Raw genomic sequence first — 24,436 nt, 5'->3', positions numbered from 1 at the left:
ACGACGTCCATCTCGTCCGGGCGATCCTGCTTATGGCTGCAGACTGCCGATAAAGGCTTCGATGCTGGCGAGGACGGGCCTCTGATCGCCGGCGAACATCCAATGGTCGGCGCCGTCGAGCTCGACGAAGCGCGCGTGGCGGATATGGCTGGCGAGATGTCGCCCGGCCCCGACGAGTACGGCGCGGTCACGGCGTCGGTGCAGCACCAGGGTCGGTGCAGAGACCCGGGCGAGCAGGTGGCGGACGTCCATATCCCTGAAGGCTTCGAGCAGGCCCTTGATGGCGCCGGGGCTGGATGCCGCGCGAAGCAGTCCGGCCCACCAGGCCCGCGCCTGGGGATCGCCGGCCAGGCTCGGTGCGAACGTCTCGATGCCCGCCGGTCCGCCCCATTCGGCCACGAGCTGTCGCAGCCAGATGCTGTACTGGCCGGCCTGCAGCGCATGCGGATAGTCTGATGTCGCGCTGCCCTTGGCGAGCGAGGCGAACAGGATCAGCCCGGCGACTCGCTCGGGATGGTCGGCCGCGAAGGTGATGCAGGCCGGTCCGCCCTCGGAGGCGCCGAGCAGCACCGTGCGCCGGCTGCCGGCGGCGTCGAGCACGGTCGCGATGTCCCGCGCCGTCGCCTCCACGCTGGGGCTGAAACCGACCCGGTCGGAGAGCCCGATGCCGCGGCGATCGAACAGGATCAGACGGCCGATTCTGGCGAGCGCGGACAGCAAGGCCCGACAGCGCGGCTCCTCCCAGATCCGCTCGACATGCGAGACGAAGCCGGGCAGCAGCAGGATGTCCAGAGGACCGGTGCCGTAGGTCTGATAGGCCAGATGAACGCCGTCGCCCAGGACATAGCGCGTCGGCGGCGCGCTCTCGCCTTGCGCCGCGACGCCCTGCGTCAGCAGCGCCAGCGTATCCGGTTCGGGGGAGACGCCGAGCTCGTCGCGCAGGCGCTGTGTCAGGGCGTCGAGATGACGCTCGGCGGCGGCGCGGTCGCCGGCCAGCAGCAGGCTGCGGATCAGGGCGCGGCCATAGACCTCGCTGAGCGGATCGAACGCGACGAGGCGCCGGGCGTGGGCCGCCGCCGCGGCATGGTCACCGGCCGCGCTGCGATCCTGCACCACGCGCTCCAGCGCCTGGACCGCCCGGCCGCGCAAGGCTTCGCGCCGGAAGAAGGCCCATTCCTCGAACTGCGGACAATCGCCGGGCGTGAAGCCGTCGAGGAAGTCACCTGCATAGAGGCGGCAGGCCAGCTCGAATTCGCCGCGGTCGCAGGCCGTTTCGAACAGCCCGGATTCGACCTCCAGCTCGACCGCGGCCGCCCACCGAATCGTCGCGCGATCGATGGTGAGGCAGCCGTCGCCGAGCGTGAGCTGGAGCCGGTGCAGCAGGCGCCGCAGCCGCGCCCGCGCCACCTCCTCGGAACTCTCGGGCCAGAGCATCGTCGCCAGAACGTCCCGCGCGACGCGGCCCTTGGCCTCCGCCAGATAGACCAGCAGAGCGAGGCCCTTGCGCAGCGACAGCGGGCATGGCTGGCCGTCGCGATGCAGCTCGGGAAAGCCGAATGTCCGGACGCGGAACTGAACCATTGTCGTGCGACCTGCATGGCTGCGTCCGGGGGACGCTCGGGGGACGGTCGATTGGTAAGGCTCAGGCTCGCGCGGGACGTGAACGATCCCAGGATCGGGCGTCTCGATCACGGCCATGCCGTCCTCGATGCAACAAGGAAACATTCATGTCCGGACGTCTCCTCATCATGCTCTACGCCATCACGAGCTATGCCGTCTTTCTTGGGTCGTTCGTCTGGGCGGTCGGTTTCGTCGGCAATTACAACTATCTCACGGCCAAGTCGATCGACGTGGGCGTGTCCGGCACCGTGACCGAGGCCGTCGTCGTCGACGTGCTGCTGCTGGCGCTGTTTGCGGCCCAGCACAGCGTGATGGCGCGTCCGGCTTTCAAACGGTGGTTCACGCGCATCATTCCGGCGGCGGCCGAGCGTAGCACCTATGTGCTGCTGTCCAGCGTGATCCTGCTGCTGCTGTTCTGGCAATGGCGTCCGATCCCGATCCCGGTCTGGCGCGTCGAGGGCGTCGCCGCGGCCGTGCTGACCGGCGTCCACTGGCTCGGCTGGCTCATCGCGCTCAGCTCGACCTACATGATCGATCATTTCGATCTGTTCGGCCTGCGGCAGGCCGTCCTTGCCCTCCGCGGCACCGATGCGACGGCGCAGCCGTTCAAGACCCCGCTGCTGTATCGCCTGGTGCGCCACCCGCTGATGCTGGGCTTCCTGCTCGCGTTCTGGGCCACGCCGGAGATGTCGGTCGGTCATTTGCTGTTCGCGGTCCTCAGCACGGCCTACATCCTGATCGGGCTGCAGCTCGAGGAGCGGGATCTGGTTGCGGAGTTCGGCGAGAGCTATCGGCGCTACCGCCAGCGGGTGCCGATGCTGCTGCCGCGGCTGATCGGCGGCCGGCGCACCGAAGAGACCGAAACGTCAGCGCGTGGCATGCGCTAGCGGCCTCGATTGCCTGCTCCCTCTGCTCCGGCTTGGGCGATGCAGCGCCCACGTAGACGTGAATTGGTGCGGGGGACCTCAGCACCTATGTCGGGCTTGAATGCTGCGATGCAAAATCACAGCTCGACAGCCTCTGTTCTCATAAGGCCCTATGGCCTGCCGTTTCCGCCCGAGAGAGATCCGCGTTGACCACCATCACGTCCGATTCCGGCGACTCGCTGTCGGCCTGGATCACGCTGCTATTGGCCTTCTCCTGCGGGCTGATCGTCGCCAACATCTATTATGCGCAGCCGTTGATCGGGCCGATCAGCGCCGACCTCGGGCTGCGGCCGCAGCTCGCGGGACTGCTGGTGACGATGAGCCAGATCGGCTACGGCGCAGGTCTCTTGTTCGTGGTGCCGCTCGGCGACCTCATCGAGAACCGCAAGCTCGTCATCACGACCATCATCGTCGGCGCCGCAGCACTCGGCTGTGCGGCCCTGGCGACGAGCCCATCGACATTCCTGCTCTCGGCGCTGCTGATCGGCTTCGGCTCGGTCGCGGTGCAGATCCTGATCCCCTATGCCGGCCATATGGCGCCGGAGGCGGTCCGCGGCCGCGCCGTCGGCAATGTCACCACCGGCCTGATGCTCGGCATCATGCTGGCGCGGCCGCTCGCGAGCTTCGTCGCGGCCCATGCCTCCTGGCACGTCATCTATATGGCCTCCGCGCTCGCCATGCTGATCCTTGCCGTCGTGCTGCGCCTGGCCCTGCCGCCGCGTGAGCCGCAGGCGCGGCTGAGCTATGGCCAGCTGCTCGGCTCGATGGTGGAGCTCTATCGCGACACCCCGGCGCTGCGCCGCCGCGCGCTCTACCAGGCCGCGCTGTTCGGCGGCTTCAGCGTGTTCTGGACCACGTCCCCGCTGCTGCTGGCCGGGTCCGATTTCCGGATGTCGCAGACCGGCATCGCCCTGTTCGCGCTGGCCGGCGTCGCCGGCGCGATCATGGCGCCGGTCGCCGGCCGCATCGCCGACCGCGGCTGGACGAGGCCGGCGACGGTTGCGTCGATGGTGCTGTGCGCTGCCGGGTTCGCGCTGACACTGTTGGTCCCGCTCGGAACGACTTGGTCGTTGATCTCGCTGGTGATCGCCGCCATCGCGATCGATTGCGGCGCGCAGCTCAGCCTCATTCTCGGCTATCGCGTGCTGTTCGTGCTCGGCGCCGGCCAGCGCAGCCGACTCAACGGGCTCTACATGACCACCTTCTTCGTCGCGGGCGCTGCAGGGTCGGGCCTCGGCGCGTGGGCCTATGCGCATGGCGGCTGGACGGCCGCCGCCGCATTCGGCATGGCGCTGCCGCTCGCCGCGCTGGCCTATCAGTTCACCGAGCCGGATTGATCAGAACGGGCTGCGCCTCAGCCCGGGCACCAGCGCCGCCAGCCGGTCCTTGATCCACGGCGCCGGCGGCAGCTTGCCGGTGGGCATCTCGACCGCGGCGGCCGGGTTGCGGTCCACCGCGAGCGTCAGGGTCGCGAGATAATGGTCGCGCTCCTCCTTCACCGCGCAATGCGCGCGGTGATCGGGATCGGCCTCGGTCGCGACGCGGTCGTTGGCGTTGATGACGAGCCGCTGCTTAGGCCGTCCGGTGTAGTCGGGCACGTTGGTGTAGATGAACTCGTTCAGCGCCTCGGGAAAGAAGGTCTGTCCCGTCAACACCGTGGCCTCGTCGACAAACACCCTGAAGTGGATGTGGGTGGCGCGGCCGGCATACCAGCCGGGATAGATCGTCCTGAAGCCGGCCCAGCCGGCGGCATCGGCCATCTGGGTGCCGCGCAGGAACGTCTTGCCGCTCTGGTCGAGCTTGTGATTGTCGCTCTGGCCGGGATAGCCCGAATAGATGCCGCGGGCGTCGCAGTGCCAGACGTCGACCCGTGCGCCCGGGATCGGTGCGCAGGAGCCGGCCTCGATGACGCGAAGGCGCAGCCTGAGCGGGACGCCCGGCCGGTCCTCGGCGATCTCGGCGCGCACCAGCTTGGGATCGAGATAATAGGGTCCCGACTCCGACTGCGGCGTCAGGATGCAGGCATCGTCGGCATTCGCCGATGCAGGAACTGTCTCCGACGCGGCACGCGCCGGCGGCGTCAGCAGCGCTGCGCCCGCGGAGAGAAGGCCGAGAACGCCACGGCGTGTTGCGATGGTCAGAGCTGCCTCCCGCAATCGCATGCGATGGAGCCGGCAGTCGATCAGCCGGACATGGCAACAATCGGACGCCCTGCGACCATTCGTCCAGGGAGCCCGCTCACACCTGCGTCAGCGGCTTCTCGCCATGGCGCTCCGAGAGCGTGAAGATCTCGACGCCGTCGGCGGTGACGCCGACCGAATGCTCGAACTGCGCCGACAGCGAGCGGTCCCGCGTCACCGCGGTCCAGCCGTCGGACAGGATCTTCACATGCGGCTTGCCGAGATTGATCATCGGCTCGATGGTGAAGAACATGCCGGGCTTGAGCAGCACGCCCTCGCCGGGGCGGCCGACATGGATGATGTTCGGCTCGTCGTGGAACAGCCGGCCGAGGCCATGGCCGCAGAAGTCGCGCACCACGCTCATGCCCTGCGGCTCGACGAAGCTCTGGATCGCGTGGCCGATGTCGCCGGTGGTGGCGCCGGGCTTCACCGCGGCGATGCCGCGCATCATCGATTCGTAGGTGACCTCGATCAGCCGCTCGGCCTTGCGCGCGATCGGGCCGATCCCATACATGCGGCTCGAATCGCCGTACCAGCCGTCGACGATGAAGGTGACGTCGACGTTGATGATGTCGCCTTCCTTCAGCGGCCGGTCGTTCGGCATGCCGTGGCAGACCACGTGGTTGATCGACGTGCAGGTCGAATAGCGATAGCCGCGATACATCAGCGTCGCCGGATAGGCGCCGTGGCTGAAGGCGAAGTCGCGGACGAAATCGTCGATCCGCGAGGTCGGCACGCCCGGCTTGACGATGTCGGTGAGCGCATCGAGGCACCTCGACACCAGCGCGCCGGCCTTGCGCATGCCGGCAAAGCCGCTCGGGCCGTGCAGCTTGATCTGGCCGTTCTTGCGCGCAGTGGTGTCGGTCGCTTCGATATAGTTCATGGGCCTGTTTCGTTCTCAGGGGTGTCGCGGGGTGATCGCCTAATTTAATGATCGTGCCGGCCGGTGCAAGCCGGGTGTGCACGGCCGGATCTGCCGCCTAGCCGGTCGGCACCTCCAGCGTGGTCTCCACCGGCAGCGCACCGCCGCGAACGCGAAGCTCTCGCACCGGATACGGCACCCTGATGCCCTCGCGCTTGAAGGCCTCCCACAGCGCCAGCATCACCTCGCTCTTGACGCTGTCCATGTAGCTGGGGTCGGCGATCCATGTGGTCAGCGAGAACTTCATGCCGGCCTCGGTGAACTCGGTCAGCAGGCAGTTCGGCGCCTTCGATTTCAAGGTGCGCGGCGTCTCGGCCGCGATCTCGGTGGCGAGCTTGCAGACGACCCGGGGATCGGCGTCGTAGTTGGTGCCGAAATTGACCTTCACCAGCGTGTTCTTGTCGGTGTAGGTCCAGTTGGTCACCTTCTGGGTGACAAGGTCCTCGTTCGGGATCAGGAACTCGCGGCCGTCGCCGGCGGCGACCGAGATGTAGCGCGTGTTCATCGCGCTGATGCGCCCCGAGCTGTCGCCGATGGTGACGAGATCGCCCGGCTTCACCGATTTGTCGGCCAGCAGGATGATGCCGGCGACGAAATTGGCGACGATGCGCTGCAGGCCGAGGCCGATGCCGACACCGGCGGCGCCGGAGAAGATCGCGAGCGCCGACAGGTTGATGCCGACCGCGCTGATCGCAATCGCGACGCCGAGGATCATCAGGCCCATGCGGACCATCTTGATCAAGAGCACCTGGATGGACGGTGTCAGGTCGGTCGAGCGGGTGATGCGGCTCTCGACGAAATTGCTGGCGATGTTGGTCAGCCACAGCACCGCGAGCAGCAGCACGCCGAGCTTGATCACCAGCAGCGGCGTCAGCCTGAGGCCGCCGAGCACGACCGAGATGGAATCGAGCGCGTCGACCACGTTGTCGAGCTGGCCGATGATGCTGAGCGCGGCGACCAGCCAGGCCGAGATCGACACGATCTGCACGATGAAGGTGCTGCGGATCACCGAGGTGATCAGCCGGATCACGAGCCAGGCCAGCGCCAGCTTGAGCGCGACGGCGAGCAGGTAGCTGCGGCTCGGCCAGGTCCACAGCAACATGCCGGTGCGGGCGATCCGCATCAGGATCACGAACACGACCGTGGCGACGCTCTCCAGCAGCACCCGTAGCAGCTGCCGCAGCGGGCCCGGCCAGCCCATCGCCAGCGAAGTCATGTCGATGCGCGCGCGCACGGCGGCGCGTGCCGCAAAGGCAATGCCGGCGCCGCTCAGCACCAGCCCGAGTTGAAGATAGAACCACGGCGAGGTGACCTCGGCGCCGATCGAGCGGCCAACGGTCTGCAGGAATTCGAGAACGTCTTTCAGGTCGAGGTCCATCAGCGAGGTCTCGGAGGGGAACAGTGGCGCGGGTTGGCGGGATCAGCGGGATTTAGTTCGTGTTCGTCACGGGCGATTGCCGCGAAATATACCCCGAACACGGCCGAGGATGGAAAAATGGGCATATCGCCGCGATAGGAGCAAATCCGGTTGGCGTGCAAGTGTGGCGACGATAAGGATGTAAAACTCGGATTCATCAGCGTTTTTTCATGACATCCCTCGACGCCGTCAGCATTGCCATCCTCCTCGGTGCGGTCCTCGTTATGGCCGGTATCCTGTCGAGCCTGCTGGCGCTGCGCTTCGGCGCACCGCTGCTGCTGGTGTTCCTGGTCATCGGCATGCTGGCGGGCGATTCCGGCCCTGGTCATATCGAATTTCAGGACGTCCGTACCACCTATCTGGTCGGCTCCGTCGCGCTGGCGCTGATCCTGTTCGACGGCGGCCTGCGCACGCGCTTCCAGAGCATCCGTACCGTGTTGGCGCCCTCGATGGTGCTCGCCACCGTGGGCGTGCTGATGACCGCGTTCATCACCGCGCCGGTGGCGAAATATGCCCTCGACCTCGGCTGGACCGAGGCGATGCTGGTCGGCGCCGTCATCGCCTCGACCGATGCCGCGGCCGTGTTCCTGCTGGTGCACGCCCAAGGCCTGCGGCTGCGCCCGCGCGTCGGCGCCACGCTGGAGGCGGAGTCCGGCAGCAACGATCCGTTCGCGGTGTTCCTCACGCTGATGCTGGTCGAGCTGATCTCGGTCGGTCAGGGCTCGTTCGGACATTTCGCGTTCGAGCTGGTCCGCGAAGCGGTGCTCGGCACGCTGTTCGGCATCGTCGGCGGGCGCCTCGTCGTCATCGGCCTCAACCGGGTGGCGCTGCCGCAGGGTCTGCACGCGCCGTTCGTGACCACGGCCGCGCTGGTCATCTTCGGCATGGCGCAGATCGCCCACGGCTCCGGCTTCCTCGCGGTCTATCTTGCCGGCCTCATCGTCGGCAACCGGCCGACCCGCGCGCACAACTCTGTCGTCACCTTCCTCGATGCCGCGACCTGGCTCGCCCAGATCGTGATGTTCGTGCTGCTCGGGCTCCTGGTGTCGCCGCAGCGGCTGCTCGACAGCCTGCTGCCGGCGATCGCTGTTGCGCTGATGCTGATGCTGGTGGCGCGACCTGTCGCGGTGTTTCTCTGCCTCTATCCGTTCCGCTTCAACTGGCGGGAGAAAGCGTTCATCGCCTGGACCGGCCTGCGCGGCGCGGTCGCGATCTTCCTCGCCTCGATCCCGCTGCTGGTCGGGCTGTCCAAGGCCTATCTCTATTTCGACGTCGCGTTCGTGGTCGTGATCATCTCGCTGCTCGCGCAGGGCTGGACGCTCGGCGTGGCCGCGCGCAAGCTGCACGTGGCGCTGCCGCGCACCGATCGGGGCCCGCGCCGCATCGAGCTCGATCTGCCCGGCCAGCTCGAGCAGCAGCTGGTCGGCTATTCGATTCGCTCCAAGAGCCTGTACTTCCGCCGCGGCCTGATCCCGTCCTGGTCGAAGCCGACGCTGGTGATCCGCAACGAGCAGATTCTGTCGCCGCCCGAGGCCGAGCCGATCGCGCCGGGCGACTATCTCTATCTGCTGGCACCGCCGGAAAAGGCCGAGTCGCTCGACCGCTTCTTCGTCGACATGCCGCCGTCGGCGGCGCCCGACCCGCATCTGCTCGGCGACTTCATGGTCTCGGCCGAGCATACGCTCGACGAGGTCGCCGGCATCTATGGCGTCAAGCTCGACGAGGGCGAGGACAAGCTGACGCTCGCCGACTATTTCGACATCCATCTCGACAACGCGCCGAAGGAAGGCGCGACCCTGGCGCTCGACACCATCGTGCTGGTCGCCCGCTCGATCTCCGGCGGCCGCGTCAACGTGGTCGGCCTGCGCCTGCCGGAGGACGAGGAGGATGTGCCGGTGCTGACGCGCAAGGAGCGGATGAAGCGCAGGCTGGCCAGTGTCTGGTCGTCGCTCGCGGGCGTCTGAGCTTCAATCCGCCGCCGGCAGCACGGCGATCGAGATCGTATTCTCCGGCGCGCCGCTGACCTGCAGCACGAGGGGCTGCGATCTCAGTTCGTACTTCATGGTCTTGCGGATGCCGTCGCAATCGGTGGCGCCGCTGAAGCCGGCCGGCTTGAGGATCTTGCCGTCCTGCACGACGTCGATCCAGGCCGCGGCTGATAGGCTGATCGTGTAGACGCCGGCCTTCGGCGCCGCGGTGATCCGCGTGAGGCCGGCGAAAGTGCCGTCCTTGGGCGCGCGTTCCGGCGGCATCGCCAGCTTGGCCTCAGCCGTCGGACGCAGCTCCAGCACGATGCCGGTCGCAGGAATGGCGGCGATCTCCACACCCGATGCGAGCTTCTGGCGGTCAGCCGAGGTCAGCGCGGCGCGCTCGCGCGCGATGTCCCATTTGAACTTGTCGCAGCCGCTCGGCTCGGTGGCGAGCGCGACCGTGCTGGCGGCCAGCGTGAGGAGGAGGGCAGTCACGGCGGGACAGATCAGGATCATGACGGACTCGCTACCGTTACGCCGCGCAACGGCCCGCGGCATTTCGATACCGCGATAACAGGAGGTGGAGGGACCGTCATCCCCTTCGATCGTCGCGCTCACGGTGCGAGCGCCGTCATCCGAGAGCGATCCAGCCGCTCCTGCGACTCCTTCGTCGCGTCGGCTTTCGGTCGCATCAATTCTTGGCGTCCGGCGCATGCAGCACCGCCCGGCAGCCAGGCGGCAGTTGCGCCATCGTGATCGGTTGCGGCGGCTTGGGCGGCTCTTTCGGGGGCGGCGGATGCAGCACCGCGTCCGAGAACCAATAGTCGAGGTCGCCGCAGCCGTCGCCGCCCTCCTGGTCGGTCTGGCCATGACAGTCCGGGTTGCCCGGCGGGCACACCATGCGGATGTGGAAATGATAGTCGTGGCCCCACCACGGCCGCACTTTGGTGAGCCAGCTGCGGTCCCCCCTCGCGTCACGGCACAGTGCCTTCTTGATCGCGGCGTTGACGAAGATGCGTTGCACCGACCGCTCCTGCGCCGCGGCGCGGATCACGGCGAGGTGGCCCTTCGTGAACACGCGCGGATCGACGTCGAGGCGATCGGGCCGCACCATCATGACCGCCGACATCTCCTCGCGCTCGTTGCGCGACAGCCGATGGTCGGGCATGGGCGTCAGCCAGATGTCGGCGTCGAGCCCGATCTGATGGCTGGCATGGCCGCTCAGCGCCGGCCCGCCGCGCGGCTGGCTGATGTCGCCGACCAGGATGCCGGGCCAGCCGGCATCCTTGTGCGCGCGGGTCGCCAGCCGTTTCAGCAGCGCGATCAGGTTGGGATGACCGAAATTGCGGTTGCGCGACAGCCGCATCACCTGCCAGCCCTCGCCATTGATCGGCATTCGCTCGGCGCCGGCGATGCAGCCGCGATTATAGGTTCCAATCACCTTGGTCGGTTGCGCCGACGGCAGGATCCTGCGGGCGAACAGCTCCTTGGCCGGTGTATCCGGATCGTCCGGATGCGCCAAGGGCGGCAGAGCCTTCGGCTCGACGCTGCCCTTGTCCTGGGCATGGGCCGGAGCCGTCGCGGCAATGACGGCCGAACTGATGATGGCGACCAGAATCAGGCGGACATGCATGAAGCGAGTGTAGCGGCTGCCGACCGGTCGAGATGCCCAATTCTACGTCAACGTCAGGCATTCGAGCCACTTTAACCTGACTTTAACCCTGCTGCCGGATTGGCGGAACCGGCTGAACACGGCTCAATTGCGTGAGTTCGTTCGGTAAATGAACACCATGTGCTGGGCCATTGCACGGTATGCGGGTCTTTTTTGGTCTGCGGCAACCGACATCACTTATCGCTGGTTGTACCGCAGCCCTTGGTTGATCCTCCGCGCAAGTCTCAGCTCTCCAAATACGCGAGTGCATCTGCCAATTCCCGTAACCAGTGGCTGTCGTGCTCCGCATCAAGATACCATTTTTTCAGAAACGTGGCCGAAAACTGCTCGTCGAGAAGGAGAGTGAGGCACGCAATGCGGCCCGTTCGGCCACCCACGGCAAAAAAGCGCAATCGCGTGCCAAGCGCCCGCGATGCAATTCACCCGGTCAAGCCGAGCCCGAAATTGCGGCGGCACAACCTGCGCAACCTCGGCCCCGTCGATGAGAGCGCGGGCAAGTGCGCCGAAGTGGCGATGGCGGAGGCGAAGAAGGCGCATGATCGTCTCATCGAAGCGATCGACATTCTTCCCGAGGGGATCGTGTTCCTCGACGCCGACGGCCGCTACATTCTCTGGAACAAGAAATACGCCGAAATCTACAACCGCAGCTCGGACCTGTTCGAAGCCGGCGCGCGGCTGCAGGACACCATCCGGGTCGGCGTGGCGCGGGGCGACTATCCGGAAGCCGCCGGGCGCGAGGAGGAATGGATCGCCGAGCGGCTGGAGAGGCTGTTCCAGCCGAGCGGCCGCCACGAGCAGAAATTGTCCGACGGCCGCACCATCCTGATCGAGGAGCGCCTGACCGGCGATGGCGGGATCGTCGGCCTGCGCGTCGACATCACCGAATTGAAGCAGCGCGAGGAATCGTTCCGCCTGCTGTTCGACGGCAATCCGGTGCCGATGATCGTCTGCGCGACGGATGATGGGCGCGTGCTCGGCGTCAACGAAGCGGCGGCCCAGCATTACGGCTACAGCCGCGCCGCCTTCGAGCGGCTCGGCATCCGCAACCTGCAGGCCTATGAGAGCGAGCCGCCCTGGGCCGGCGAGCAGTCCGGCGAGGAGCAGGCGGCGCGCACCTGGAAGCATGTCCGCGCCGATGGCGCCCTGATCGATCTCGCGATCTATTCACGCCATCTCGTCCACAACAGCCAGCCCGCCGTGCTGCTGGCGCTGATGGACATCACCGAACGCAAGCGCGCCGAGGCGCGGCTCGCCTTCCTGGCCCAGCACGATGCACTGACCGGCCTGCCGAGCCGCAACCTGCTGCGCCAGAAGATCGATGACAAGCTCGCCCAGATGCGGCGCGGCTCCGAGAAAATCGCCGTGCTGGTGCTCGGCCTCGACAATTTCAAGTCGATCAACGACACGCTGGGCCACGCCGTCGGCGACCGGCTGCTGCGCGGGGTCGGCAAGCGGCTGCGCTCGATCCTGCGCCAGGAGGACATCGTCGCCCGTCTCAACTCCGACGAGTTCGCGGTGGTGCAAGGCGGGCAGGCACGGCCGGAGGATGCGGCCCAGCTCTGCCGCCGGCTGTTGCAGGCGATCGCCGATCCTTATCTCATCGACGGCAGCTCGGTGACGATCGGCGCCACGATCGGCATCGCCATGGCGCCGAACGACGGCGACGATGCCGAGAAGCTGCTCAAGAACGCCGACATGGCGCTGTCGCGTGCCAAGAACGAGACGCGCGGCACCTTCAGCTATTTCGAACCCGGCATGGATGCCCGCGCGCAGAGCCGGCGCAAGATCGAATCCGAGCTGCGCGAGGCCATCCAGCGCGACGTGCTGCAGCCGCATTATCAGCCGCTGATCGACCTCTCGACCGGACGCATCACCGGGTTCGAGGCGCTGGTGCGCTGGCCGCATCCCGAGCGCGGCATGATCCCGCCGTCGGAGTTCATCCCGGTCGCCGAGGACACCGGCCTGATCTCGGCGCTTGGCCGCGCGATGCTGCGCCAGGCCTGCAGCGACGCTGCAAAATGGCCGGACGACGTCCGCGTCGCCGTGAACATGTCGCCGCTGCAGTTTCGCGTCGGCAACGTGCTGTCGCTGGTGATGGACGTGCTGAAGCAGTCGGGCCTGCCACCGAGCCGGCTCGAGCTCGAGATCACTGAGACCCTGGTGCTTGAAAAGAGCGGCCAGGTGCTGGCGACCCTGCATGCGCTACGCGCGCTCGGCGTCCGCATCTCGATGGATGATTTCGGCACCGGCTATTCCAGCTTGAGTTATCTGCGCAGCTTTCCGTTCGACAAGATCAAGGTCGACCAATCCTTCATCCGCGATCTCGCCGCCAATCGCGAGGCGCAGGCGATCGTCCGCTCGATCGTCAGCCTCGGCAAGGGGCTCGGCGTCATCATCACGGCCGAGGGCGTCGAGACCGAGGCCGAGCTGCGCTGCCTGCGCGCCGAGGGCTGCCATGAAGGGCAGGGTTATCTGTTCAGCCGGCCCCGGCCCAATGTCGACATCGTCCGGCTGTTGCAGGCGCAGCGAGATGCCATGGACGGTGCCTCATCTGGCAACGCGCTGGTGGCTTGAGCGAGCGACGCTGGCTGATGTCGGGCGCGCCTCGAAGCGCCGGCGATACGCCGCGGGCGATGTTCCGACGATGCGACGGAAAGCGACGCGAAACGTTTCGAGCGACCGGTAGCCGCACTGCGCCGAGATGTCCGCCAGGGAGAGCGTCGCAGTCTCCAGCAGCTCCCGCGCCCGCGCCATGCGCTCCTGCTGCAGCCAGGCTGCAGGGCTCGCGCCAGTGCTGTCCTTGAACGACCGCAGCAAGGTCCGCTCGCTCATCCCGGCGCGTTTTGCCATCGCGCTGATCGCAATCGGCTGCGCCAGTCGCGCACGCGCCCAGTCCATGACCTCGCCGATCGTCCGTCCCGGGCGCGCCTGGACCGGTGCGACGACGTACTGCGCCTGCCCGCCGTCCCGGTGCGGCGGCATCACCAACCGCCGCGCAACGGTGTTCGCAACCTTGCTGCCGAAATCACGCCGGACCAGATGCAGGCAGGCGTCGATGCCCGCCGCGCTGCCGGCCGAGGTGATGACGTTGCCCTCGTCGACATAGAGCGTGTCCTCCTCGACCTGAATGCGGGGGTAGAGCCGCTTCAGGTCGGGGATGTGCCGCCAATGCGTCGTGGCGCGTTTGCCGTCCAGCAGGCCTGCGGCTGCGAGCACGAACACGCCGGAGCAGATCGACAGGCATCGCGCGCCGCGCGCAGCCGCCTGCGAGATGGCGCGCAGCAGGCGCTCGGGCGGCCGCTCGGTGCGATCGCGCCACCCCGGCACGATGATCGTGCGGGCGTCCTTCAGGCGCGCGAGCGGCGCGCCGGCCTCAACGACGATGCCGCCGATCGCGCGTGACCGCCGTCCCTCGGCCGAGACCACCTTGAACCGATACCAGGAGAAATCGAACTCCGGCCGCGGCAGTCCGAACACTTCGACCGCGATGCCGAACTCGAACGTGCACAGCCCGTCATAGGCAATGACGGCGACGAGGCCGGGATCCTGACGATGGCTGCTGGCTGCGGCTGGCGGCATTGGCGGAAACTTACCGGACTTTGTCGGATCCGTCACTTGGGGCGCCGGGCATCTCGGGCGAGATTCGGGTCTGTTTACATCACCGCATGGAGACCCAATGACCACGCATGTCACCGAAGTACCCGCCGCTCCCTCAGCGCTGGCGCTCCAGCATTTCGAGGCGATGCTCGGATTCGAGACCGATTGCTGGGACGTTCACGAGAGCCTCCGCGCGGCCGCTCCGGACTTCATCCTGGTCGACGTCCGCGGCCCGGCCTCGTTCGCGAAGGGCCACATCGCGGGCGCCATCAACATTCCGCACCGGACCATGACCGCGGAGCGGATGGCAGAGTATCCGAAGACCGAGCTTTTCGTCGTCTACTGCGCCGGTCCGCATTGCAACGGCGCCAACCGGGCGGCCATCCGCCTCGCGCAGCTCGGGCTGCCGGTCAAGATGATGATCGGCGGCATTACCGGCTGGCTCGACGAGGGCTTTGCGCTCACGCCGGGCGGCTGAGCGCAAGCGGCCCGCCAGCTACGCGGCCTTGCGCAGGCCGGCGAGGAAGGTGTCGACGCTTTTGAACAGGTCGTTCGCACGCTTGCCGAGGTCGCGCGTGGCGACCATGACGTGGTCGGCGAGCTGGCGTGACTGCTCGGCGGCGTCACTGGCGCCGACGACGTTCTGCGACACCTCGTTGGTGCCGGACGCCGCCTGCTGGACGCTGCGCGCGATCTCGCGCGTCGCCGAGTCTTGCTGCTCGACGGCGGCGGCGATCGTCGCGGCAATGCCGCTGATCTCCTGGATCGTTGTGCTGATGCCGCCGATGGCGGTCACGCAGTCGGACGTCGCGGCCTGGATCGAGGTGACCTGGCCGGCGATCTCCTCCGTCGCCTTGGCGGTCTGTCCGGCCAGCTCCTTGACCTCGGCGGCCACGACCGCGAAACCGCGGCCCGCCTCGCCGGCACGCGCCGCCTCGATGGTCGCGTTGAGCGCCAGCAGGTTGGTCTGGCTCGCGATCGCGTCGATCAGGCGCAGCACGTCGCCGATCCTCTCGGCGGCTGCGGCGAGGCTGCCGACCATCTCGGTGGTCTGCCGCGCCTTGACGACCGCGGCATCGGCGACCTTGCTGGAATGCGCGACCTGGCGGCCGATCTCGGTCACCGAGGAGGCGAGTTCTTCGGAGGCCGCGGCGACGGTCGACACGCCGCTCGAGGCTTCCTCGGACGCGGCAGCGGCGGCCGCTGCACGCTGCGAGGTGCCGTTGACGCTGACCGTGATCTCGTCGACGACGCGCTCCATGTCCGCCGTGGCCTTGGCAACCGAGGACACCACGCCCTTGACGTCTGCCTCGAACCGGTCGGCCATCTGCCGCTGCAACGCCTGCTTCTCCTGCTCGGCGCGCTGTTGCGTCGCCTCCTGCGCCTCGCGCAGGCTGGCCGTCTCGATCATGTTGCGGCGGAACACGTCGACCGCCTGCGCCATCGTGCCGAGCTCGTCCTTGCGCTGGCCGCCGGGGATCGCGACCTCAGTGTCGCCGCTCGACAGCCGGTGCATGACGGCGGTGATCGCGACCAGCGGGCGCGAGATGCCGCGGGCGACGAACAGCGCGACGATCACGGCGAGCAGCAGGATCACGACCGTGCCGATGATCAGCTGCTGCTGCGCGCTGCTGGCTGCGGCCTCATAGGCCGTGGTGTCCTCGATCAGCTCGAGCACGGCGATCGGGTCGCCGGCGTAGTTCCTGATCTGGCCGGCATAGACCGCGGCGGGCTTGCCGGCCAGGGTGGCGTCGCGCAGCAGCGCCGTGCCCTTGAACACCGCGAGCACCTCGTCCGGGGTGGCGACGGTCTCGTCGCCGAACGTCGAGGACAGCCGCTTCGGCTGCCCGTTGTCGATCCAGTAGACCGCGAGATCGATGCCGAAGCGCTGCTTGGCGCGCTCGACGAATTCCTTGCCGAAGGCGGCGCCGACATCGACGGTCGCGATCACCTTGCCGTCGCGCATGATCGGCGTCATGCCGAAGATGCCGAGCGACAGCCGGCTCTGCTCGACGCCGGCGATCTGGCGGCCGGTCTGGTTGGCCTGCACCACCGTCAGCCGCCGCTTCGAGGTGTCGTCGCCGAACACCTTGGGCTCATGCACGCGATAGAAATTGGTGGCCGGCGGCGCCCATACGTTCACCAGCGGAATGCCTTGCGCCTTCAGCGATGTCATGGCGCCGCCGAGCAGGGCGCCCAGCGCGTCGCGGTCGCCCTTGAGGTAGGCATCGGCGATCGGCGGCAGCGCCGCCAGGGTGGAGCTGACCGCCAGCGCGGCGCGGCCTTCATAGTCGATGCCGGCCGACACGCTGTCGAACTGCAGCTTGAGCTGCTGCTCCAGCGCCAGCCGGGTCAGGGCGCGCTGCTGGATGACGGAGAAGGTGCCGAGCACGGCACAGGCGATGGCGACGGTGAGCGAGAGCGCGACAATGAGGCGGGCGGAGATGGACCGGAGGCGGGACATTCGGGGCATTCCTTGCTTTGCAGCAAGGGTCCCAGAATACCATTAAGGAACGAATACCGTAGTTGCACGGGAGCGCTGGTTCCGCTTTGGAATCCGGATTTTCTTCAGCCTATCGTGCTGATGAAACCGGAGAGGGGCAGAACCGCGCCTCAGCTATCCACCTTGAGCGCGGCGATGAAGGCTTCCTGCGGGATGTCGACCTTGCCGAACTGCCGCATCTTCTTCTTGCCTTCCTTCTGCTTCTCCAGAAGTTTTCTTTTACGCGTGATGTCGCCGCCATAGCACTTGGCGGTGACGTCCTTGCGCAGCGCGCGCACGGTCTCGCGCGCGATCACCTTGCCGCCGATCGCCGCCTGGATCGGGATCTGGAACATGTGCGGCGGGATCAGGTCCTTCATCTTCTCGACCATGGCGCGTCCCCGCCCTTCGGCGCGGGTCCGGTGCACCAGCATCGACAGCGCATCGACCGGCTCGTTGTTGACGAGGATCTGCATCTTGACGAGGTCGGCCGGCTTGTAGTCGGTCAGGTGATAGTCGAACGAGGCGTAGCCCTTGGAGACCGATTTCAGCCGGTCGTAGAAGTCGAACACCACCTCGTTGAGCGGCAGGTCGTATTTGACCATGGCGCGGCTGCCCACGTAAGTGAGCTCCTTCTGATTGCCGCGGCGGTCCTGGCAGAGCTTGAGCACGCTGCCGAGATATTCGTCAGGCGTCAGGATGGTGGCCTCGATCCACGGCTCCTGGATCTCGGCGATCTTGACCACGTCGGGCATGTCGACGGGGTTGTGGATCTCGATCTCCTCGCCGTCGGTCAGCTTCATCTTGTAGATGACGCTTGGCGCGGTCGCGATCAGGTTGAGATCGAACTCGCGGGAGAGGCGCTCCTGGATGATCTCGAGGTGCAACAGGCCGAGGAAGCCGCAGCGGAAGCCGAAGCCGAGCGCGGCCGACGTTTCCATCTCGAAGGAGAAGCTGGCGTCGTTGAGGCGGAGCTTGCCCATCGCGGCGCGCAGGGTCTCGAAATCATCGGCATCGACCGGGAACAGTCCGCAGAACACCACGGGGATTGCCGGCTTGAAGCCCGGCAACATCTCCGTCACCGGCTTGCGGTCGTCGGTGATGGTGTCGCCGACGCGGGTGTCCGCCACTTCCTTGATCGCGGCGGTGATGAAGCCGACCTCGCCAGGGCCGAGTTCGTCGACCTGGGTCATCTTCGGCGTGAAGAAGCCGACGCGCTCGACGTCATAGGCCGCACCCGTGCCCATCATGCGGATGCGCTGGCCCTTCTTCATCACGCCGTCGACGATGCGCACCAGCACGACGACGCCGAGATAGACGTCGTACCAGCTGTCGACCAGCAGCGCCTTCAGGGTGGCGTCGCGATCGCCCTTCGGCGGCGGCAGGCGGGTGACGATCGCCTCCAGCACGTCGGGAATGCCGAGGCCGGTCTTGGCCGAGATCATCACGGCATCGGAGGCATCGATGCCGATGACGTCCTCGATCTGCTGCTTGATCTTCTCGGGCTCCGCCGCCGGCAGGTCGATCTTGTTGAGGACCGGGACAATCTCGTGGTTGTTGTCGAGCGCCTGGTAGACGTTCGCGAGCGTCTGCGCCTCGACGCCCTGGCTGGCGTCGACCACCAGCAGCGAGCCCTCGCACGCCGCCAGCGACCGGGAGACTTCGTAGGCGAAGTCGACGTGGCCGGGCGTGTCCATCAGGTTGAAGATGTAGTCCTTGCCGTCCTTGGCGCGATAGCGCAGGCGCACGGTCTGCGCCTTGATGGTGATGCCGCGCTCGCGCTCGATGTCCATCGAATCGAGCACCTGCTCCTTGCCCGCCATCTCGCGGTCCGACAGCCCGCCCGTCATCTGGATCAGGCGGTCGGCGAGCGTGGACTTTCCATGGTCGATATGGGCGACGATGGAGAAGTTGCGGATGTTGGGAATGGGGGCGGTCGTCATGGGTCGCGCAGATAGCACCCCAAGCCCCCAACCAGCAACCATATTGCTGAATTTCCAGGGCCTTTCTTCACGGCAAGCTGATTCCCCGGGCGCTGAAAACAGGCTACCGAGGGCGGATGTCGAGTACCTCTCTCCCGCCTCTCGCGGCGCGCATGCGCGGCCGTCTCGAACCGCGGCGAATCTCCGCCTGGCTGGTGGCGCGCGCCACGGCGCCGGCAACGTCGATCTGGGTCGTCATCGGCTTCGCGGTGGTCCACGCGGTGCTATGGACCGCGATCCTCACCAATCTGAAGGCAGCGCAGGACGTCCACATGGACGTCGCCGAGGCCTATGCCTGGGGCAGCCGCTTCCTGCTCGGCTACGGCAAGCATCCGCCGCTGTCGGGCTGGATCGCCGGGCTGTGGTTCGCAGTGTTTCCGGTCAAGGACTGGGCGACCTATGCGCTGGCGATGGCCGTGAATGGCAGCGGCCTCGTGATCGTCTGGCTCGCGAGCCTCAAGGTGGTCGACCGCCGCCGCGCCTTCTTCGTCGTGGTGATGGTCGCGCTGTACCCGATCTTCAATTTCAAGGGCTTCAAGTACAACGCCGACCTGGTCCAGCTGCTGACCCTGCCGCTGTTGGTGCTGGCCTATCTCAACGCGTTCGAAAAGCGCAGCGCCGCCTCCGGCCTGTGGCTCGGCCTCGCCGGCGCGGCGGCGCTGATGACCAAATACTGGGTGCTGACCATGATCGGCGCCATTGGTCTCGTCGCGCTGCTGCACCCGGAGCGGTTGCGCTTCCTGGCGTCGCCCGCGCCCTGGGTCGCCATCGTCACGATGCTGGTGGCGATGATCCCGCATCTGGTGTGGCTGTGGCGGGTCGATTTCGTCGCCATCACCTATGCCGGGGATGTCTATACGCTGTCGGACCGCGGCCGGGCTGCCGAGCTCGTGCTCGGCTATGTCGGCCACAATCTGGCGCTGCTGGCTTTGCCGGTGGCGCTGGCGGCGCTGGTGATGGCCTGGCCGCCGCGATTCGCCTTCCGCAACTGGCGCGGCGGTCCCAATCCCGGCGTGAATGTAAGCCAGGCGATCAATGTCTGGCTGGTGCAGGCGATCGTCGCCGTCGGGCCGCCGCTCGGCGGGCTCGCTTTCACGATCTACATGAAGACCGATTGGGGCATCTCGCTGTTCTTCCTGGTGCCGCTGGCCCTGGTCGCGATCCCCGCGCTGCGGCTGCGATCGGTCATGCTGCCGCGGCTCGCCGCCGTCTGGCTCGTCCTGTCGCTGCTCACGCTGATCGCCTCGCCCTGGATTGCCCGGCGCGAGATGGCCGCCAATCCGAACGGCGCCACCGGCTATGGCGCCCGTTCGGAGCTGGCGCGGGAGCTGACCAAGGCCTGGCACGCCCGGTTCGGCTCGCCCTGGCCCCTCGTGGCCGGCTTTTCCGAGATGAACACGCCGATGACCTTCTATAGCCCGGACCACCCGCGGCCGTTCACGGTGCCCACCACGGCGGAGGAGACCTGGAGTTCCGGCCTGAGCACGCTGGAGGACCTCAAGCGCGAGGGATTCATCGGCATCTGCGACACCACCGACAACCGCATCGCGGCCTGCGAGGCCTGGATGGCCAAGGAGGCGCCGAAAGCCGAGCCGCTGGTGATGACCACCCAGCGCTTCTTCCACGGCCAGGCGGGCCCTGCAATCGTTTGGAAGGTGTATATTCAGGGACCGGGGAGATAGCTCCGCTGCCGTACCGGCCAAGCGCTCCTGCGCGCGAGGCCTCCCGATCACCGGAGCAGGGTATCGAGCTGGCGGATCAGCTCTCCGACCCGGCCTCCCCCGGGCGGTGCACCAGGATAACGTCTGAGGACGTCCACGACCTCTTGAGAAGCGAGAAGCCGTGATCGCGCGAGGTAGTCAGCGCCGACGGCGGGAACGTCTCCGGCTGAGATTTCGAAAGCTCGCGCCGCGTGGCCGGCAGCTCCGAGGATGTGCTTGACCTGGGAAGGGTTCGGGAGGGGATGAAGAAAGCCCGCGCCCGCCGCGGCGAGGGCAGCGCGAGCGGCCTCATAGGCCGCGCGCAACCCCTTCATCGCGGGCCTCGATTGCCGCCCGCTGCGCCGCCCACGCGCTATCCCGTAGGGATTTGCTCCGACTCCCGCCGCTCGCAAAGCTCCGGGCGGCCTGTATTGCGGCTCGTGCGCGAAGATCATCCGGTCGGTCGCGTTCGAAGATCGCCAGCGCCGGAAGTGCAGAGAGGGCTGCGTATTCAGCCACGGCTCGCAGGTCTGCCTCGCTCAGCCGAATGGCGCTATTGGACATGCCATCCTTACCGCGTCGCTATGCGAGGATAGGCGCACATCAGGTAGAATGCCCATTGCGGCAGGCAAAGCGAGGTTCGGGAGTCCCTCACACGCCTTCTTCGTGGAACTTGTCGTTCACCAGGTCGGTGATCGCCTGCAGCGCGGCCTCCGCCTCGGGCCCGGTGGCGGAGACCAGGATCTTGGTTCCCGGCGCCGCCGCCAGCATCATCAGGCCCATGATCGAGCGGCCGCCGACGGTCTCGCCGCCGCGCGTCACCCAGACCTCGGCCTGGAACTTTTCGACCATCTGCACGAATTTCGCCGAGGCCCGCGCGTGCAGGCCGCGTTTGTTGGTGATCAGCAGCTCTCGCGAGAGGGCTCCGGCAGGGACCGCCGGGCCGGCGACGTTGTCCTGCGGGGCGTCCTCGTCGCTCATTTGCCGGCGAGCACGCGGCTGGCGATGGTGACGTATTTGCGTCCTGCCTCCTGCGCCATGGCGATGGCGTCGGGCAGCGAGCGCTCCTCGCGCACCTTGGCGAGCTTCACCAGCATGGGCAGGTTGATGCCCGCGAGCACCTCGACCTTGGGCCGGCTCATGCAGGAGATGGCGAGGTTCGAAGGCGTGCCGCCGAACATGTCGGTGAGAATGGCGACACCGTCGCCGGTGTCGACGCGGTTCACGGCTTCGATGATGTCGCTGCGACAGAGATCGGAATCATCGTCGGCGCCAATCGTGACCGCTTCGATTTGTTTTTGAGGGCCCATGACGTGTTCCAGCGCCGCCTTGAACTCGTCGGCGAGGCGCCCATGGGTCACCAGTACCAGGCCAATCATCGGATACTCCTCGCGGGCGCCTTGGGTGCACCGCACGAACGCGCCACTTTGACCATCCGGAGCCCCCGCGCAAGAGGGCATATTCGCGAGCCTCCCGGATTCTGGCATACAGAATGGGAGCTGGCGGCGGTCTAATCGGTCGCGATAGTGGGGCTGATATGGTTACCAATTTGCTCCACACAATCGGCCGAAAGATTACCGGAACATGAAAGTCGGAGTGGTAATAAGCTCCGCTACAACCAAAGGGAGGGGTGGAAAACCCGGCCCAACCGGTATGCGTGGCAATTTGATACCGTTGAGATGAATGCGAAGCGATTCGGCGTTCGGCAGGCGGGCGGCATCCTCGGCCATCAGGTCGACCACCAGCCCCAGTTTCGCCTCCGACACATGGTCGCAGGCGCGGATTCCAAGGCCGCGGATCTCGATCAGTCCGGCCAGAGCGGGTGCGGGACTTACCCACATTTCCCCGCCGCGTGTGGCGAGATGAACACGGTCATCGCCCACCAGAACCGTCGGCGGCAGCTGTCCCGCGCGTCCGGCGAGCATCAGATCGAAGGCGAGACGGGATTTGCCGGACCCGGAGGGACCCCGGATCAGGACGGCCAGTTCCCCCACCTGGACGGCAGACGCATGGATGCTCGCCGCTTCGTTCGTCACGACGCCGGCAGCCGGACGATGAAGCGGGCCCCGGCTGAGGTCGGATGTCCGTCGGCGTCGACCGGGCCGGGCCGGTTCTCGGCCCAGATCCGCCCGCCATGGGCGTCGATGATCTGCTTGGAGATCGATAGGCCCAGGCCGGAATTCTGGCCGAAGCCTTGGTGCGGCCGGTCGGTATAGAACCGCTCGAAGATGCGCTGCAGGGCGTCCTCGCGAATGCCTGGACCGTCATCATCGACCGTGATCTCGATCTCCGAGCGCACGCGCCGGCAGGTGATGCGCACCTTGCCGCCGGCGGCGGAGAACGACTGCGCGTTCGACAGCAGGTTGGAGATCACCTGGCCGAGCCGCGAATCATGACCGGGCACCGAGAACGTGTCGTTGGCGCCGCGGCCCTCGAACCGGACCTCGACGGCGACGTCGGTGCCGAGCTTGGTCTCGTTGGCGACCGAGGTCAGCGTGTTCAGGAGGCGGCGCAGATCGACCAGGGTCATGTCCTGGCGCTGCAGCTCGGCATCGAGCCGGCTGGCGTCGGAAATGTCGGAGATCAGCCGGTCGAGCCGCTTCACGTCGTGCTCGATCACGGCGAGCAGGCGGGCGCGGCTGTTGTCGTTGCGCGCCAGCGGCAGGGTCTCGACCGCCGAGCGCAGCGAGGTCAGCGGGTTCTTGAGTTCGTGGGCGACGTCGGCGGCGAACATCTCGATCGCCTCGATGCGGTTGTAGAGCGCGTCCGTCATGTCGCGCAGCGCGCCGGAGAGATGGCCGATCTCGTCGCGGCGGCGGGTGAAATCGGGAATCTCGACGCGGGTCTTGATGCGGCGGCGGACCCGCTCGGCACTGTCGGCGAGCCGGCGCACCGGCCCGGCGATGGTGCTGGCGAGCAAGAGCGACAGCACGATCATGACCGCGGAGGCAACGCCGCCGACCTTCAGAATGGCGAGACGCTCGGCGGTGACCATCTGATCGATGTCGTCGCCCTGCGTCGACAGCATCAAGGCGCCGTGGATGGTGCGCGAGCGCTGCACCGACACCGCGACCGAGACGATGACCTCGCCGCGCGAATTGACCCGGACCATGCTGCGCTTCTGGCCCTTCAGCGCGTCGGCGACTTCCTCGTAGCCGTTGCCGTTCTCGGGGCCATATTCGCGGTACAGCGGCAGGTCGCCGCGATTGAGCCAGGTGCGTACCGAGATCAGCGCGCGCTCGACGAAGCCGGGCTTCTCGCTCGACGGCGGTGGCAGGTCGAAGCGCAGCACGTTCTCGAGATTGCGGCTATCGAGCAACAGGCCGCCATTCGGGTCATAGATGCGTGCGCGGGTCTTGGTCGGCGAGATCAGCGTGCGCAGCACCGGCGCGACGCGTTCCGGATTGATCGGGAAGTCGAGCGGCGAATATTCGTCCGGCGCGCCGTAGCTCTCGCCGGGCTTGAGATCGAGCAGGCGCTCGGGATCGATGGTGATGGTGTTGGTCTGCACCGTGGCCGAGGCGGCGATGGCGCCGGCGATGATCTCGGCCTGCACCAGAAGGCTCTGCGCGCGCGCATCGATCAGTCCGGCGCGGAACTGCGACAGGTACAGAATGCTTGCAACCAGTGCGAGCAGGCCGGCGATGTTCAGCGAGACGATGCGGCGGGTGAGGCTCGAGAACGACAGCGCGAACAGGAACTGTCCGGCGCGGCGCAGCCAGCTCAGCGGACGCTGCCAGCCGGAGACCTGCGGGGTCTCGTCCGCCGCCTCGGACGCGATCGTCGCCGCGGCGTCGTGGGCATTCACGGCTGGGTCAAGCTGCGTGCGATCGAGCAATGTGAGTGCTCCGATTCCGAATTTCGTAGGGGTCGTGCGGCGAATTCCCGTGAGAACTCGACTTGCCGCACCCGAATTCGCCGCAACAATGGCCCCGTTCCGGCATCTGCGCTCGGACAAACGCGCAGGA

Annotated in this window: 20 protein-coding genes; 6 read left to right on the top strand and 14 right to left on the bottom strand. The window is 67.0% G+C overall.

Annotated elements, in window-relative coordinates:
* Positions 1-30: 30 nt before the first annotated feature.
* Complete coding sequence (locus QX132_RS28525; protein WP_316163428.1) at positions 31-1,581, bottom strand: alpha/beta fold hydrolase; 1,551 nt, start codon at positions 1,579-1,581, stop codon at positions 31-33.
* Positions 1,582-1,727: 146 nt separating this feature from the next.
* Between QX132_RS28525 and mddA the strand changes: the two genes are divergently transcribed.
* On the top strand, positions 1,728-2,507 hold the full coding sequence (gene mddA, locus QX132_RS28520; RefSeq protein ID WP_315735022.1) for a methanethiol S-methyltransferase: 780 nt from the start codon (positions 1,728-1,730) through the stop codon (positions 2,505-2,507).
* Positions 2,508-2,692: 185 nt separating this feature from the next.
* A complete protein-coding gene (locus QX132_RS28515) occupies positions 2,693-3,883 on the top strand; it encodes an MFS transporter (RefSeq protein ID WP_316163427.1) in 1,191 nt (396 codons plus the stop codon).
* On the opposite strand, the gene QX132_RS28510 is transcribed toward QX132_RS28515, so the two are convergent.
* The 3 genes from QX132_RS28510 to QX132_RS28500 form a co-directional block, all read right to left on the bottom strand.
* Positions 3,884-4,687: an intradiol ring-cleavage dioxygenase gene (locus tag QX132_RS28510; RefSeq protein WP_315735720.1), complete on the bottom strand. Its 804-nt coding sequence runs from the start codon at positions 4,685-4,687 to the stop codon at positions 3,884-3,886.
* A 97-nt stretch (positions 4,688-4,784) separates the two neighbouring features.
* Positions 4,785-5,609, bottom strand: a complete 825-nt coding sequence (map, locus tag QX132_RS28505) for a type I methionyl aminopeptidase (protein WP_315735018.1) — start codon at positions 5,607-5,609, stop codon at positions 4,785-4,787.
* Between the two features lie 97 nt (positions 5,610-5,706).
* Positions 5,707-7,026, bottom strand: a complete 1,320-nt coding sequence (locus tag QX132_RS28500) for a mechanosensitive ion channel family protein (protein ID WP_315735015.1) — start codon at positions 7,024-7,026, stop codon at positions 5,707-5,709.
* A 209-nt stretch (positions 7,027-7,235) separates the two neighbouring features.
* Between QX132_RS28500 and QX132_RS28495 the strand changes: the two genes are divergently transcribed.
* A complete protein-coding gene (locus tag QX132_RS28495; protein ID WP_315783953.1) occupies positions 7,236-9,029 on the top strand; it encodes a potassium/proton antiporter in 1,794 nt (597 codons plus the stop codon).
* A 3-nt stretch (positions 9,030-9,032) separates the two neighbouring features.
* On the opposite strand, the gene QX132_RS28490 is transcribed toward QX132_RS28495, so the two are convergent.
* Positions 9,033-9,551, bottom strand: coding sequence for a hypothetical protein (locus QX132_RS28490; RefSeq protein WP_316163426.1), 519 nt, complete (start codon positions 9,549-9,551; stop codon positions 9,033-9,035).
* 175 nt (positions 9,552-9,726) lie between these two features.
* Complete coding sequence (mepA, locus tag QX132_RS28485) at positions 9,727-10,668, bottom strand: penicillin-insensitive murein endopeptidase (RefSeq protein WP_316163425.1); 942 nt, start codon at positions 10,666-10,668, stop codon at positions 9,727-9,729.
* A 393-nt stretch (positions 10,669-11,061) separates the two neighbouring features.
* Here mepA and QX132_RS28480 point away from each other — a divergent pair, with 393 nt between their 5' ends.
* A complete protein-coding gene (locus QX132_RS28480) occupies positions 11,062-13,281 on the top strand; it encodes a putative bifunctional diguanylate cyclase/phosphodiesterase (RefSeq protein ID WP_315735009.1) in 2,220 nt (739 codons plus the stop codon).
* On the opposite strand, the gene ftrA is transcribed toward QX132_RS28480, so the two are convergent.
* Positions 13,255-14,286: a transcriptional regulator FtrA gene (ftrA, locus tag QX132_RS28475; protein WP_315735007.1), complete on the bottom strand. Its 1,032-nt coding sequence runs from the start codon at positions 14,284-14,286 to the stop codon at positions 13,255-13,257. The genes QX132_RS28480 and ftrA overlap by 27 nt on opposite strands.
* 97 nt (positions 14,287-14,383) lie before the next feature.
* On the opposite strand from ftrA, the gene QX132_RS28470 reads away from it, so the two are divergent.
* Positions 14,384-14,782, top strand: a complete 399-nt coding sequence (locus QX132_RS28470) for a rhodanese-like domain-containing protein (RefSeq protein WP_316163424.1) — start codon at positions 14,384-14,386, stop codon at positions 14,780-14,782.
* Positions 14,783-14,800: 18 nt separating this feature from the next.
* Here QX132_RS28470 and QX132_RS28465 read toward each other — a convergent pair whose 3' ends face one another.
* Positions 14,801-16,768, bottom strand: coding sequence for a methyl-accepting chemotaxis protein (locus tag QX132_RS28465; protein ID WP_316163423.1), 1,968 nt, complete (start codon positions 16,766-16,768; stop codon positions 14,801-14,803).
* Positions 16,769-16,917: 149 nt separating this feature from the next.
* Positions 16,918-18,729 carry a translation elongation factor 4 gene (gene lepA, locus QX132_RS28460; protein ID WP_315735001.1) on the bottom strand — a complete coding sequence of 604 codons (1,812 nt, stop codon included), beginning with the start codon at positions 18,727-18,729 and terminating at the stop codon, positions 16,918-16,920.
* Positions 18,730-18,845: 116 nt separating this feature from the next.
* Here lepA and QX132_RS28455 point away from each other — a divergent pair, with 116 nt between their 5' ends.
* Complete coding sequence (locus QX132_RS28455; RefSeq protein ID WP_316163422.1) at positions 18,846-20,450, top strand: glycosyltransferase family 39 protein; 1,605 nt, start codon at positions 18,846-18,848, stop codon at positions 20,448-20,450.
* Between the two features lie 327 nt (positions 20,451-20,777).
* Here the strand turns inward: QX132_RS28455 and QX132_RS33095 are convergent, their stop codons facing one another.
* The 5 genes from QX132_RS33095 to QX132_RS28435 all read right to left on the bottom strand — a co-directional run bounded on the left by QX132_RS33095 (position 20,778) and on the right by QX132_RS28435 (position 24,306).
* On the bottom strand, positions 20,778-21,032 hold the full coding sequence (locus tag QX132_RS33095) for a putative immunity protein (protein ID WP_410052908.1): 255 nt from the start codon (positions 21,030-21,032) through the stop codon (positions 20,778-20,780).
* A gap of 87 nt (positions 21,033-21,119) precedes the next feature.
* Positions 21,120-21,449: an HPr family phosphocarrier protein gene (locus tag QX132_RS28450; RefSeq protein WP_315734997.1), complete on the bottom strand. Its 330-nt coding sequence runs from the start codon at positions 21,447-21,449 to the stop codon at positions 21,120-21,122.
* A complete protein-coding gene (locus QX132_RS28445; RefSeq protein ID WP_315734995.1) occupies positions 21,446-21,847 on the bottom strand; it encodes a PTS sugar transporter subunit IIA in 402 nt (133 codons plus the stop codon). The genes QX132_RS28450 and QX132_RS28445 overlap by 4 nt, the downstream gene beginning before the upstream one ends.
* 195 nt (positions 21,848-22,042) lie before the next feature.
* Positions 22,043-22,504 carry an HPr kinase/phosphatase C-terminal domain-containing protein gene (locus tag QX132_RS28440; RefSeq protein WP_315734992.1) on the bottom strand — a complete coding sequence of 154 codons (462 nt, stop codon included), beginning with the start codon at positions 22,502-22,504 and terminating at the stop codon, positions 22,043-22,045.
* On the bottom strand, positions 22,501-24,306 hold the full coding sequence (locus QX132_RS28435) for a sensor histidine kinase (RefSeq protein ID WP_315734990.1): 1,806 nt from the start codon (positions 24,304-24,306) through the stop codon (positions 22,501-22,503). The genes QX132_RS28440 and QX132_RS28435 overlap by 4 nt, the downstream gene beginning before the upstream one ends.
* Between the last annotated feature and the right edge of the window lie 130 nt (positions 24,307-24,436).

The organism is Bradyrhizobium sp. SZCCHNRI20481 (assembly GCF_032485055.1).
Taxonomy (GTDB): domain Bacteria; phylum Pseudomonadota; class Alphaproteobacteria; order Rhizobiales; family Xanthobacteraceae; genus Bradyrhizobium.
The sequence above is the reverse complement of the archived record's forward strand: the minus strand, read 5'-3'. Positions and strand labels throughout refer to the sequence as shown.

Bases quoted from the DNA above. Each gene is read 5' to 3' on its own strand.
- QX132_RS28455 (WP_316163422.1), top strand. From the start codon at position 18,846: ATGTCGAGTACCTCTCTCCCGCCTCTCGCGGCGCGCATGCGCGGCCGT.
- QX132_RS33095 (WP_410052908.1), bottom strand. From the start codon at position 21,032: ATGTCCAATAGCGCCATTCGGCTGAGCGAGGCAGACCTGCGAGCCGTG.
- QX132_RS28495 (WP_315783953.1), top strand. From the start codon at position 7,236: ATGACATCCCTCGACGCCGTCAGCATTGCCATCCTCCTCGGTGCGGTC.
- ftrA (WP_315735007.1), bottom strand. From the start codon at position 14,286: ATGCCGCCAGCCGCAGCCAGCAGCCATCGTCAGGATCCCGGCCTCGTC.
- QX132_RS28525 (WP_316163428.1), bottom strand. From the start codon at position 1,581: ATGGTTCAGTTCCGCGTCCGGACATTCGGCTTTCCCGAGCTGCATCGC.
- QX132_RS28480 (WP_315735009.1), top strand. From the start codon at position 11,062: ATGCGGCCCGTTCGGCCACCCACGGCAAAAAAGCGCAATCGCGTGCCA.
- QX132_RS28500 (WP_315735015.1), bottom strand. From the start codon at position 7,026: ATGGACCTCGACCTGAAAGACGTTCTCGAATTCCTGCAGACCGTTGGC.
- QX132_RS28465 (WP_316163423.1), bottom strand. From the start codon at position 16,768: ATGTCCCGCCTCCGGTCCATCTCCGCCCGCCTCATTGTCGCGCTCTCG.
- map (WP_315735018.1), bottom strand. From the start codon at position 5,609: ATGAACTATATCGAAGCGACCGACACCACTGCGCGCAAGAACGGCCAG.
- QX132_RS28490 (WP_316163426.1), bottom strand. From the start codon at position 9,551: ATGATCCTGATCTGTCCCGCCGTGACTGCCCTCCTCCTCACGCTGGCC.
- QX132_RS28445 (WP_315734995.1), bottom strand. From the start codon at position 21,847: ATGATTGGCCTGGTACTGGTGACCCATGGGCGCCTCGCCGACGAGTTC.
- QX132_RS28450 (WP_315734997.1), bottom strand. From the start codon at position 21,449: ATGAGCGACGAGGACGCCCCGCAGGACAACGTCGCCGGCCCGGCGGTC.
- mddA (WP_315735022.1), top strand. From the start codon at position 1,728: ATGTCCGGACGTCTCCTCATCATGCTCTACGCCATCACGAGCTATGCC.
- lepA (WP_315735001.1), bottom strand. From the start codon at position 18,729: ATGACGACCGCCCCCATTCCCAACATCCGCAACTTCTCCATCGTCGCC.
- QX132_RS28470 (WP_316163424.1), top strand. From the start codon at position 14,384: ATGACCACGCATGTCACCGAAGTACCCGCCGCTCCCTCAGCGCTGGCG.
- mepA (WP_316163425.1), bottom strand. From the start codon at position 10,668: ATGCATGTCCGCCTGATTCTGGTCGCCATCATCAGTTCGGCCGTCATT.